This window comes from Candidatus Clostridium eludens (assembly GCF_045310515.1).
Classification (GTDB): domain Bacteria; phylum Bacillota; class Clostridia; order Clostridiales; family Clostridiaceae; genus Clostridium_B; species Clostridium_B eludens.
In genome coordinates, this window is sequence record NZ_JBJHZX010000002.1 from 155,210 (window position 1) to 167,930 (window position 12,721).

At 32.9% G+C, this 12,721-nt stretch carries 13 protein-coding genes; all 13 read right to left on the bottom strand.

The annotated features are described in order from the left end of the window. Positions 1-2: 2 nt before the first annotated feature. Complete coding sequence (dtd, locus tag ACJDU8_RS02160; protein ID WP_406790505.1) at positions 3-452, bottom strand: D-aminoacyl-tRNA deacylase; 450 nt, start codon at positions 450-452, stop codon at positions 3-5. Between the two features lie 42 nt (positions 453-494). Next, entirely contained in the window at positions 495-2,675 is a 2,181-nt protein-coding gene (locus ACJDU8_RS02165) for a RelA/SpoT family protein (protein ID WP_406790506.1), read from the bottom strand. Positions 2,676-2,774: 99 nt separating this feature from the next. Beyond that, positions 2,775-3,293: an adenine phosphoribosyltransferase gene (locus ACJDU8_RS02170; RefSeq protein WP_406790507.1), complete on the bottom strand. Its 519-nt coding sequence runs from the start codon at positions 3,291-3,293 to the stop codon at positions 2,775-2,777. Positions 3,294-3,403: 110 nt separating this feature from the next. Beyond that, entirely contained in the window at positions 3,404-4,273 is an 870-nt protein-coding gene (locus ACJDU8_RS02175) for a DHH family phosphoesterase (protein ID WP_406790508.1), read from the bottom strand. 169 nt (positions 4,274-4,442) lie between these two features. Beyond that, positions 4,443-5,315, bottom strand: coding sequence for a protein translocase subunit SecF (secF, locus tag ACJDU8_RS02180; RefSeq protein WP_406790576.1), 873 nt, complete (start codon positions 5,313-5,315; stop codon positions 4,443-4,445). A 16-nt stretch (positions 5,316-5,331) separates the two neighbouring features. Next, positions 5,332-6,606: a protein translocase subunit SecD gene (gene secD / locus ACJDU8_RS02185; protein WP_406790509.1), complete on the bottom strand. Its 1,275-nt coding sequence runs from the start codon at positions 6,604-6,606 to the stop codon at positions 5,332-5,334. Positions 6,607-6,754: 148 nt separating this feature from the next. Then, positions 6,755-8,125, bottom strand: coding sequence for a thioether cross-link-forming SCIFF peptide maturase (gene scfB / locus ACJDU8_RS02190; protein ID WP_406790510.1), 1,371 nt, complete (start codon positions 8,123-8,125; stop codon positions 6,755-6,757). 85 nt (positions 8,126-8,210) lie between these two features. Beyond that, entirely contained in the window at positions 8,211-8,348 is a 138-nt protein-coding gene (gene scfA / locus ACJDU8_RS02195) for a six-cysteine ranthipeptide SCIFF (protein WP_406790511.1), read from the bottom strand. Between the two features lie 98 nt (positions 8,349-8,446). Continuing rightward, entirely contained in the window at positions 8,447-8,815 is a 369-nt protein-coding gene (locus tag ACJDU8_RS02200; protein ID WP_406790512.1) for a TIGR04086 family membrane protein, read from the bottom strand. 60 nt (positions 8,816-8,875) lie between these two features. Next, positions 8,876-9,196 (bottom strand): preprotein translocase subunit YajC, encoded by a 321-nt coding sequence (yajC, locus tag ACJDU8_RS02205; protein WP_406790513.1) that lies wholly within the window; start codon positions 9,194-9,196, stop codon positions 8,876-8,878. A gap of 53 nt (positions 9,197-9,249) precedes the next feature. Further along, on the bottom strand, positions 9,250-10,380 hold the full coding sequence (tgt, locus tag ACJDU8_RS02210; RefSeq protein WP_406790514.1) for a tRNA guanosine(34) transglycosylase Tgt: 1,131 nt from the start codon (positions 10,378-10,380) through the stop codon (positions 9,250-9,252). Between the two features lie 15 nt (positions 10,381-10,395). Further along, the gene (gene queA / locus ACJDU8_RS02215) at positions 10,396-11,421 is read right to left on the bottom strand and encodes a tRNA preQ1(34) S-adenosylmethionine ribosyltransferase-isomerase QueA (protein ID WP_406790515.1); all 1,026 of its coding nucleotides are present in this window, start codon (positions 11,419-11,421) and stop codon (positions 10,396-10,398) included. Between the two features lie 241 nt (positions 11,422-11,662). Then, positions 11,663-12,712: a Holliday junction branch migration DNA helicase RuvB gene (gene ruvB, locus ACJDU8_RS02220; protein ID WP_406790516.1), complete on the bottom strand. Its 1,050-nt coding sequence runs from the start codon at positions 12,710-12,712 to the stop codon at positions 11,663-11,665. Between the last annotated feature and the right edge of the window lie 9 nt (positions 12,713-12,721).

The window sequence follows — 12,721 nt, forward strand, 5'->3', positions numbered from 1 at the left end:
TATTAAAAAATTTTCTCACTGTCTATTATAATAGTTACCGGTCCATCATTTTCTATGCTGACCAGCATATCTGCCCCAAATTCTCCTGTTTCAACCTTACCTACTAAAGCCTTACACTCACTTACAAATTTATCATATATATTCTTTGCTTCATCTCCCCCTAAAGCTTTTATAAAGCTGGGTCTCCTGCCTCTTCTGCAATCTCCATACAACGTAAATTGAGAAATTATAAGTAATTCACCTTGCACATCTATCAAAGATTTATTCAGTTTTCCATTTTCATCTTCAAATATTCTGAGATTTAATATTTTATCTTTCATGTAGGATATATCATCTTCTTTATCCTCCACAGATATGCCTAAAAGCACATTTAATCCCATTTCTATTTCACCTATAATTTTTCCATCCACTTCAACTTTAGATTTTTTTACTCTCTGAACTACTGCCCTCATATAAAACACTCCTCCTAAGGTACCTGAAAATCAAATGATCCATTAATTTTTTGTCCTATAGGCATAAATAATGCCATTTATCTTTCTTAATTTTTTTATCACATCTTTTATATCTTCTCTATTTAATATTTTTAATTTTATATTAATAATGGATATTCCATTTTTAGGGGGCTTAGTATTTATAGCATATAATGTAGATTTACTCTGACTTATAATTTCTACTGTTTCTGCTAAGAGTCTCTCCCTATTTTCCGCTTTTATTTGAATTTCTGTAATATATTCTGCCCCTTTAGGATTGCCCCAGCTTACATCTATTAATTTATTATCTTTACTCTTTAAAGGCAATTCCATATTCTTGCAATCCTTTCTATGAATAGATACTCCTCTACCTTTGGTTATATATCCTATTATAGGATCTCCCGGTACAGCATTACAACATTTGGCGAACCTAACCAGTACATTGGTTTCTCCTTTTACAATTACTCCTGGAGATTTTTTAACTTTCTTAGCAAGGGATTTATCTGCATCTTTATTTAATTTGTCTTCTAGGTTCTTCCAATCCCCCATTCCTGATTTTGAGATGTTTATATACATATCTTTCATCTTCAAAACTACAGTGGATGGATTTACAGCATTAATGCCTACAGCAGCATACAGATCATCCATGGAATTCATATTGTATCTTTTAAATACAGAATCTATGATTTCCCCCTTTGCAATTTCCCCGAAATTGTATCCTTGTTTTTTTGTTTCTTTTTCTAAAAGTTCTTTACCTTTTATTATATTTTCTTCCCTCTTGGCTTTTTTGAACCAAGATCTTATTTTACTTTTTGCCTGGTTGCTTTTAACTATATTCAGCCAATCAATGCTGGGCCCTTTAGGAGTATTTGAGGCAAATATCTCTACAATCTCTCCTGTTTTAAGATGGTAGTCTAGCGGAACCATTTTGCCACTAACCTTTGCCCCTGTACATCTATTTCCTATATCCGTGTGTATTTTATATGCGAAATCTATAGGAGTAGCCTCATAAGGTAAATTTATAACCGTACCCTTTGGTGTAAACACAAATACCTCATCTGAAAATAAATCTATCTTAAATCTTTCCATAAATTCTTCCGCATCTGAAGTCTCTCTCTGCCATTCCAGCATTTCTCTAAGCCACGTAAGTTTTTTATCTATATCACCTGCAGTTTCAGCTCCCTCTTTATATTTCCAATGAGCTGCTATACCATATTCTGCAGTTTTATGCATTTCAAAAGTTCTTATCTGTATTTCAAAGGGCTTTCCCTGAGGTCCAATAACTGTAGTATGCAGAGATTGATACATATTGGCCTTTGGCATGGCAATATAATCTTTAAATCTTCCCGGTACAGGTTTATATATGGTATGCGCTATGCCAAGTGCAGCATAACAATCTTTCATGGTATTTACTAAAATTCTTACGGCAGTCAGGTCAAAAATTTGATCTATGGTTTTATTTTTCTTTACCATTTTCCTATATATACTGTAAAAATGCTTGGGCCTTCCTTCAATATCTGTATTTATGCCCGCCTTTTTCATATTTTCTTTCAACTGCTGTATTATCTGTTCTATATATTTTTCTCTCTCTACCCTTTTCTCTGCAATTTTTCTAACTATAAAATAGTATTCATTTTGATTTATATATCTAAAAGCCAAATCCTCTAATTCCCATTTGATTTTGGACATTCCCAATCTATATGCCAGTGGAGCATATATGTCAAAGGTTTCTTTTGCCTTTTCTTTTTGCTTTTTCACAGGTAAATATTTTAATGTCCTCATATTGTGCAGTCTATCTGCCAATTTTATAAGTATGACTCTGATGTCATCTGACATGGCAAGAAGCATCTTTCTTACGTTATCTGCCTGCTGTTCCTCTTTAGTTTTATATTCTATCTTTCCTAATTTAGTGACACCTTCTACTAAATTTGCAACTTCTACGCTAAATTCTCTAGTCACATCTTCACGACTAAACTCAGTATCTTCTATTATATCATGAAGTAACCCTGCCACCATGGTGCTTGTATCCATCCCCATTTCCGCTAGTATACAGGCTACTTCTACAGGATGCATTATATAGGGCTCACCAGATTCTCTTTTTTGTTTTTTATGAGCTTTATCTGCAAAACAATATGCTTTTTCAACCATTCTTTTATCAATATTATTACAATTTTCATCTATTAATCTCAATAATTTTTCCAACATACTGATACTCCCTAAAATCAATGGCTGGTCTATAAACCAGCCATTATTTTTTATTAATATTATATCCTATAGAAATTTATAATTTCAAATTTATATACTTTAAATGTCATATTTTATTAAGGAAACTACATCGTAATTTTTTAATTTTTCTCTTCCTTTTAAATCTGTCAGCTCTATTACAAAATCTATAGTTACAATTTCACCACCGGCTTGTTCTAGTAATTTAACTACAGAAGCTGTAGTTCCTCCTGTTGCAAGCAAATCATCTACTACCGCTATTCTATCGCCTTTCTTTATTGCATCTTTATGAATTTCCAGCACATCACTTCCATATTCTAAGTCATATTCAACACTTAAAGTATCATAGGGCAATTTTCCTTTCTTCCTCACAGGAACAAAACCTGCCCCTATGGCATAGGCTACAGGTGCCCCAAATAAGAAACCTCTGGCTTCTGGTCCTACCACTATGTCAATGTTTTTATCTGTTAAATATTCTGATATTTTATCTACTGTATGTTTAAAGGCATCCTTATCCTTAACCAAAGTAGTTATATCTTTAAAGCTTATTCCTTTTTTCGGGAATCCTTCTACTATTCTTATGTTATCCTGTAAATTCAATTCTAATTCCCCCCCCAAATAACTTGTATGAATCCAATAATTCTAGTCTTGCTTCAATGTTTTCACCATATAATTATATATTAAATATTTATAAACTTTCAAGCTATAATTTATTTAATAATGTCAATTTGACATGCAATTTCATTTTTTAAATATTTAGCTATCTGTTCTGCCCTATCCATACTTTCCGTTGTAAAAAGTTCTACTGCAATTCGTGCATTATCTATATATCTTTTACTTCTGATTGAAGATATTATTTTATTTGAAAATTCACACATCTTTTCTTCATTCATACTATTAATTTTATTTACTTTCATCAAAGCTTTTACCCCATAATTATTAGTATAGTTTATGCACTGTATGCCCTCTTTTACCATAATTGCATTTTCACCGGTTATAGGAATTGCCTTGGAAAAAATGCCTATAGTCACAAGATCTAAATACTTGCCTACGCACTTCACCTGGTAATACATGGATATGGCTTGACATAATTTAAATACAACTCCTACTGCAGTAAACTCTTTAAAGGGATATGTACACTTTGGCTGGTTGGGATTTATAATAACAGTCCCAGGCAAAGCCTCTCCACATTTATGGTAATCTGTTATTATAACATCAATTCCTAATTTTTTACATAATTCCACCTGGGACACAGCTTTAATTCCACAACCAGTAGTTATTATAAGTTGTGCTCCTAAAAATTTTATATGATTTTCTATTATATCAGATTGTATACTGAAATCATTAACTTTATCGGAAACAAAATACTCTACATCTGCATTTAAATACTTAAGTACAAGTAATAATATAGATACCGAAGTTATGCCATCTAAATCGCAGGTACCATAAATTACAATCTTTTCTCTTTTGTTTACTGCTTTTATTATTCTTTCTAAAGCCTCTTCCATATCTTTTAAAAGGAAGGGGTTCTCCATACCTAAAAAATCGAAATCCTGCATATTATGTTTTTGCCTCTCCATAACAAAATCCTCCAAATCGATCGAAAGCACTTATATTATAAATGATATTGTCTCCTATTACAAATACAGTATGGCCACATTTTCTACAATAAAAAAATCTAGAGTTTTAATATACTCTAAATTTTTTATTTTATCATATTAAACATCACTTTTTAAAACAATCTGTCTACTATACAGCTTTACGTAATTTTTTCCTGCGGCCCATTATACGCTTTTTAACCATAACCCAGCATGGGCTGGCTATACATATGGAGGAATAACATCCTGTTATTATACCTATAAGTATAGGTTCTGAAAATCCTCTTACAGAAGGTACTAAAATATATACAGCTGTTAAAGTTATTACAACTGTCAATACAGTATTTATGGATCTTGCAAGAGTCTGGGTTACACTGGCATCTGCAATCAATATAGGCTCCTGACCCCTCATATATTTGTGATTTTCCCTTATTCTATCAAATACAACTATGGTATCGTGAACAGAATAGCCTATAACTGTAAGAGCAGCTGCTATAAAGTTAGAATCTATAGAAACTCTAAGTACTGCATATACTGAAAGCATTATGAGTATATTGTGAATTAGTGATATAATAGCTGCTATACCAAAGCTAAGTTCAAATCTTATGCCTATATATATGAACATGGCTATAATGGCTACTACAACAGCTTCTATGGCCTTAACTCTGGTTTCTTTTCCTATAATGCTACCTATATTTTCTTGATCTGTAAGACTGCTGTTTTTATATTTGGCTTTTACATCTTTTACAATACTGCTGACAGCATCATTACTTAAAGAAGTTGATTTTATTGTTATGGACTTATTATCAGTTTTATTAGATTGAAAATCCTTCGAATATTTTTTTATTATACTATCCACATCTTCCTTATTGAAAGTTGTACCCAAATTTATTTCAACTATAGTACCGCCTTTAAAATCCAACCCGTATTCTAATCCTTTAGTAACTATGGTAAATATTCCTACAACAATTATTATAAGGGATATAGTAAACCATATTTTTTTCTTTTCTATAATTTTATAAATATTAGCATTAGCCATATTACTTCACTATCCCCTTTCTAAAATCATGTACTCCAAAAGTCCCGATAGTTCCTTTATGATTAAACCATCCTATATTGGCGGCCAATTTCATAAGGGTTCTAGTTACTGTTATAGCCGTAAACATACTTAAAATTACACCTATAATAAGCGTAAGAGCAAATCCCTTTACAGGACCAGTTCCAATACTGTAAAGTACAAAACCCGAAATAATAGAAGTTATATTTGAATCTAGTATGGAGCTCATGGCTCTACGAAAACCTGCATCTATAGATGCTTTAATACTCCTGCCGCTTTTAAGTTCTTCCTTAGTTCTTTCAAAGATAAGTATATTGGCATCTACCGCCATACCTACCGTCAAAAGGAATCCTGCAATACCTGCCAAGGTTAAGGTGACACCTACACTAGCAAATGCCGCTAGAACTATGTATACATATAAAGTTAATGCTATATCTGCAATAAGCCCCGGTAATCTATAGTAAAGCAGCATAAATAACATTACAAGTCCTATACCAATTTCACCTGCCAATATACTAAGAGGCAGCGCATTGGCACCAAGAGAAGCTCCTACAGTTTTAACCTGTACTGGCTTTACTGTCACCGGAAGTGCTCCCGATTTTATTAAATTAGCCTTTTTTTGTGCATCTTGAAGTGTCATATTACCACTTATAACAGCTTTGCCATCAGTTATATGTGCATCTACTTGTGGATTGGTGAGCATTTCCTCATCTAAATAGATAGCAATTTTTTTGCCCATAAATTTTTCAGTGGCATCAGAAAACTTTTTAGTGCCGTTACTATTTAATTCTAAGTTTATTACAGCCTTGCTACCATCTTGAGGGTCAATGGATGCAGTTGCATCTTTTACATCTTTACCTGTAAGTATAGTATTGTTATTAGGATCCACAAATTTCAGTTCTCCTGTTTTTGCTACGCCATCTATTACTTCTTTGGCATCAAATTTTCCCGGTATATCAATCCTTATTCTTTTACTGCCTTCTCTGGCAACTACTGTTTCACTTACTCCTAATTTGTTAACCCTTAAAGATAATAATTGTATTGTCCTTTCTATGGTATTTTCATCCACATTCTGCCCTTGAATTTCCTCAAGTACAGAAACACCACCTTGAAGATCAAGACCTCTATTTATGACTTCACTAAATGGTTTTAATTTGTATCCACCTAAAGTTACTCCATATGCTCCTGAATAGGCTAAAAAACCTATTATAATCAAACACAGGAAGAAAACTATAGTACTTTTCACCTTAGATTTCATTACTTATCCTCCTTTGCCGGCAACCAAATATTCTTAACTCTCATATGTTCACATTAGAAATTATATTACTTAAAAAAAATACCGTCAATACATGCAGGGTGAATTACACTCACATATGATATTAACTTTCTGTAAAAAATGTATAATATTAAAAATTATCTGCCATAATTCTAGATTTAAGTGCAATAGCACATTCAATTCTCTTTTTTTGCATTTTACATCCTAGTTCATAGGGTATTTTTATATCTCCATTAAAATTGTAATTATTGGCCTGACATCCTCCGCTGCAGTAAAATCTAGCCCAACACTCTCTGCACTTAGGCTTACTATATACATGAGACGCTTTAAATTCATGGCCAATATCCTGTTTTAAGTTATCTAAATCTTCTAAATTACCCATTTTAAAAGCTTTATTTCCTACAAATTGATGGCATGGATATATATCTCCCTGTGGCGTTACAGCTACATATTCATGTCCTGCACCACATCCAGATATTCTTTTATATATACAAGGTCCTCCGGTAATATCTATGTTAAAATGATAAAATTTAAACTTTTTACCCTGACGGGTGAGTTTTAGCATTTTCTCACACAACTTATCGTATTGACTGTAGATATCAGGCAAATCTTCTTCCCTGAGAGATAGCGGATTATCATAAGGAAGTACTACAGGCTCTACAGACACTTCTTCAAATCCCTCTTCCATAAGAAATTTTACATCTTCAAAAAAATCTGTATTTTCTCGAGTAAAAGTTCCCCTTACATAATACTGCTTAGACTTGTCCCTAATCTTTACCATATTTTTAATTTTAGGCAGTATAGAATCAAAGGTTCCGCTTCCATCTGTCCTAATTCGTATTTTATCATTTACTTCTTTTCTACCATCTATGCTTAAAACTATGTTTCCCATGTTTTTATCAATATAATCCATTATATCATCATTTAGCATTAGAGCATTGGTAGTCATTGTAAATCTTATCTTTTTATTATGTTTACTTTCTTGTTCTTTTGCATATTCCACAATTTCTTTTATACACTGGAAGGCCATTAAAGGTTCTCCTCCAAATAAATCTACTTCTATGTTTTTTCTAGGACCTGATTTGTCTATAACAAAATCAATGGCCTTTTTGCCGATATGTGCAGGCATTAATATCCTGTCACCTTTATATTCACCTTCATCTGCAAAGCAATACTTGCATTTTAGATTACAATCATGTGCCACATTTAAACATAATGCTTTTATAAATGAAGGGGTATTATCCTTTGATATAATATCCTCATATAAATCTTCTGAATATAATACTCCTTCTTTAATTAGCTCATGTATCTCTTCATAAGCTTCTACAATTTCGCTTTCTTTATATTTGCCTTTAAGGAATTGCAATACCTGTTTAAGTTCCGGTAACTTTTCATCATTTAAAATATCATACACCAATTCATCAACTTCATGAATTGAACCAGAGTTCACGTCTATTACATAAAAATATGATCCCTGAATAAATTTATGGATATTAGCCAAATTTTTCTCCTCCTAAATAAAATGAATAGTCTTTGGTAAATAAATTTTAGGCAGCAACCGTTCCGTTACTGCCTAGAATTGTATGTTAGTTTTCGCAAGCTAAATTAGCAACTGTACAAGAAGTTTTACATGCTGATTGACATGAATTAGCACATTCTTTACATCCTGGTTTTTTTAGACTATTTTTTATATTACTACTATTTATAGTTTTTATATGCTTCATATTAAACTCCTCCATGTAATTAAGTTATCTGATTGATTATAACATAAACTGTATATAAAATAAAGTTCAACATACTTTTTAGGAATTCATATGCATATTTATAAATTAATTCCAATAATACCGGATAACGCACCAACTATTAAAGCAAGTACCACTCTTCTGATTCCATCTGCACCTACAGCTATAGAATTTCCTGAAATAATAGATACTACATACAATACACATAAATATAAGAGAGTTACTAAAATACCTATAAGCCATCCTCTTCGTCCTATTTTTCTCACTGCATAAATGGAAGCATACATTATACTAAGTATTGTAGTAATCAAGTAAAATATATAACTTGCCCTTGAACTAACTTCTATAAAGGTCATTACAACTGCAAAAATCAAGAGCAAGATAACAGTAATTATAAACCCTCTAAGAACCCCTTCCACCGCTGGAAGGTAATTATTATTTTTCTCCAAATTAAAACACCCCCCATCTAATAGTATCTATGTAGATAAACGGTGCTTTATACCTAAATTCTAAACTTCTTTTTTATTCTCTATTTTTTTATTAGTACTGGAACTTTCCTGTCTTTTTGTTTCAGATAAAATGTTTAATACTCCTGTTTTATCTAATTTTATTTTTACCCTGTCAGGTCCCGTTTGAAGAGTTAAAGCATTGTCATTAATATTTGTAATTTTGCCTATTATGCCTCCTTTAGTCATAACTTCATCATTAACTTTAAGGCTTTCCAGCATACCATTATATTTTTTTCTTCTCCTGCTTTCCGGCAAGAATATAAGTAAATAAAAAAATACTAACACAACTACTAATGGGGCCAATCTAAATAATGAATTCAATTTTTTCACCTCCTTTTATTATCAAGTGATGTATATGTATTAAAAAATTCTTTTTAAGCTATTTCATTCCACTCCTTAAGCTTTTTATTCTTATATTGTGAAAAACATCCTTCATCGATGGAGTCTCTTATTTCCTTCATTAAATTATTATAAAAGTATAAATTGTGAATTACACAAAGCCTCATAGCTAACATCTCTTTTGCCTTGAATAAATGCCTTATATATGCCCTGCTGTAATTAGTACATGTGGGACAATTACAGCCACTGTCAATGGCAGTATCATCTAGCTGGTATTTTGCATTTAAAAGATTTATTACACCCGAGGACGTAAATACATGAGAATGTCTTCCATTTCTTGATGGCAGTACACAATCAAAAAAATCTACTCCCCTCTCTACCGCCTCAAGTATATTAGCTGGAGTACCTACTCCCATTAAATATATTGGCTTATGCTGCGGAAGATTAGGAATTACCTTTTCCAAAATTCTATACATCTCCTCATGGGTTTCTCCTACTGCAAGGCCTCCAATAGCATATCCATCTAAATCCATAGCACTTATCACTTTAGCATGCTCTACCCTTATGTTATCATATACTCCCCCTTGATTTATACCAAAAAGCATTTGTTCTTTGTTTATTGTATGGGGAAGAGAATTTAATCTATCCAATTCTGCTTTACATCTTTTAAGCCACCTGGTAGTTCTTCTAACTGAATCTTCAATATAATCCTTAGGAGAAGGATTCTCCACACACTCATCAAAAGCCATGGCTACAGTAGATGCCAGATTGCTTTGAATTTTCATACTCTCTTCAGGTCCCATAAATATTTTTCTTCCATCTATGTGTGAATTAAAATATACTCCCTCTTCCTTTATCTTTCTTATACTAGATAAGGAAAACACTTGAAATCCTCCAGAATCAGTTAAGATAGGCCTATCCCAATTCATAAATTTATGCAGCCCACCAAGTTTCCTGATAATTTCATCTCCAGGTCTCAAGCTTAAATGATAAGTATTTGAAAGTTCTATCTGACATCCAATTTCTTTTAGATCCACAGTAGAAACTGCACCTTTTATAGCTGCCAGTGTGCCCACATTCATAAAAACAGGAGTTTGAACTACCCCGTGTGGTGTATTAAATTCACCTCTTCTAGCATTTCCATCTTTTTTAAGTAATTTATACATTTAAACACCTCATATCTACTTGATGAACATGGCATCACCAAAACTAAAGAAACGATATTTTTCTTTTACTGCCATATTATAAGCATACAATGTATTTTCTCTTCCATAAAATGCACTTACAAGCATTATAAGAGTTGATTGTGGAAGATGAAAATTTGTTATAAGTTTATCTACTACTTTGTATTTATATCCTGGATATATAAATATATCCGTCCAGCCCGATTGCTCTCTAACCCTTCCATTCTTATCTCCAATGGTTTCAAGCGTCCTGCAGGATGTAGTTCCTACTGCGATTACACTATGACCACTTTCTTTAGCTTTGTTTATCATATCTGCAGTTTCTTTTGACATAGAATAAAATTCAGAATGCATGTTATGCTCTTCTATGTTTTTTACTTTAACAGGTCTAAAAGTTCCAAGACCCACATGTAAAGTTAAGAATGCAAGCTTTACACCTTTTTCACACAACCTTTTTAACAACTCCTCAGTAAAATGGAGTCCAGCTGTAGGTGCTGCTGCAGAGCCTTCTTCCTTGGAATACACTGTTTGATACATTTCCTTATCATCTAATTCTTCTTTTATGTACGGCGGAAGAGGCATTTCCCCTAACTTATCCAATATCTCTTCAAATATACCGCTGTATTCAAATTTCACTATTCTATTTCCATCTTGTTTTACATTAACTATTTCTGCTTTTAACTGGCCATTACCAAAGTCAAATCTACTGCCAACCTTAGCCCTTTTTCCTGGTTTAACTAAAGTTTCCCAAAGGGACTGTTCCCTTCTTTTTAATAGCAGAAATTCCATTCTGCCTCCAGTATCTTCTTTGATACCTATAAGTCTTGCAGGCAAAACCCTGGTATCATTTAATACAAGACAATCACCTGGATTTAAATAATTTATTATATCCTTAAATACTCTATGCTCAATTTTACCAGTGTTTTTATCCAGTATCATGAGCCTTCCTTCATCTCTTTGTTTTAACGGCTTCTGTGCAATTAACTCCTCTGGCAAATAAAAATCAAAATCTGTAACTTCCAATAGGTCTCACTCCATTTCGTCCTGTATAATTATGTTAAATCACACTTCACCCTCAAATCAAGTGATTCTTAGGTTTAGATGGAGTTTGCTTATAAGGACGACTTTCTCCAGCTGAACCTTAGAAGAACTTATCCAGGCGCGTAGCAGTGCTTATCCCCCACTTTGATAGAAAAGCAGAGAACCAAAATTTTTAATTTTGTGTGAATCGCTTTCACAGAGTGCGATGGGGATGTTAGTAATGCTAGCAATCGGGTAAAGATGACTGTTTCATTTTTTTATGCAAGTTACTGCTGTTTTTTTCTCTAGTTATATTAAAGTGCCTGTATGCACGGTCAGATGCTACCCTTCCCCTGGGAGTTCTAATTATAAATCCCCTTTGCAACAGATAGGGTTCATATACATCTTCTATGGTATCCAATTCTTCCCCAATAAAATAGGCCAGAGTTTCTATGCCCACAGGGCCTCCATTAAAATTATCAATAATTGCTTTTAATATCTTATTATCTATACTATCAAAGCCATCTTTATCCACTTCCAGTAGTTCAAGTGCTGCATCACTGGTTTTTAAATCTATTACACCACTGCCTTTGACCTCTGAATAATCTCTTACTCTCTTTAAAAGTCTATTAGCAATTCTAGGAGTTCCTCTGGATCTTTTTCCTATCTCTACTGCAGCTTCAGGCTCTATTTTTATTTTAAGTATATCTGAGGATCTAACTACAATTTCACTTAATTCATCTTGTTCATAAAAATCCATAGGACATAAAACACCAAACCTATCTCTTAATGGTGCCGTTAAAAGTCCTACTCTAGTAGTGGCTCCTATAAGAGTAAATTTAGGCAAATCAAGTCTTATAGATTTGGTAGATGCTCCCTTTCCTATAACAATATCCAGTGCATAGTCTTCCATAGCTGGATATAGTATTTCTTCTACACTTCTATTTAATCTGTGTATTTCATCTATAAAAAGCACATCCATATCATCAAGACCAGTAAGTATTGCAGCTAAATCTCCCGCCCTTTCTATAACAGGTCCTGACGTTATTTTTAAATTCCCGCCCATTTCCAAGGCGATTATATTAGCCAGAGTAGTTTTACCAAGTCCCGGAGGACCATAAAACAACACATGATCTAAAGCTTCTTTTCTATTTTTAGCAGCTTCTATGAATATTTTTAACTTCTCTTTCACTTTTCTCTGTCCTATATATTCACTAAGTCTTTTAGGTCTTAAACTATACTCGCCATCTGCATCACCTTTAATATTTAGCGGTGTAACTATTCTATTTTCCACACCCATCAC

Bases quoted from the DNA above. Each gene is read 5' to 3' on its own strand.
- dtd (WP_406790505.1), bottom strand. From the start codon at position 452: ATGAGGGCAGTAGTTCAGAGAGTAAAAAAATCTAAAGTTGAAGTGGAT.
- ACJDU8_RS02165 (WP_406790506.1), bottom strand. From the start codon at position 2,675: ATGTTGGAAAAATTATTGAGATTAATAGATGAAAATTGTAATAATATT.
- ACJDU8_RS02175 (WP_406790508.1), bottom strand. From the start codon at position 4,273: ATGGAGAGGCAAAAACATAATATGCAGGATTTCGATTTTTTAGGTATG.
- secD (WP_406790509.1), bottom strand. From the start codon at position 6,606: ATGAAATCTAAGGTGAAAAGTACTATAGTTTTCTTCCTGTGTTTGATT.
- scfA (WP_406790511.1), bottom strand. From the start codon at position 8,348: ATGAAGCATATAAAAACTATAAATAGTAGTAATATAAAAAATAGTCTA.
- tgt (WP_406790514.1), bottom strand. From the start codon at position 10,380: ATGTATAAATTACTTAAAAAAGATGGAAATGCTAGAAGAGGTGAATTT.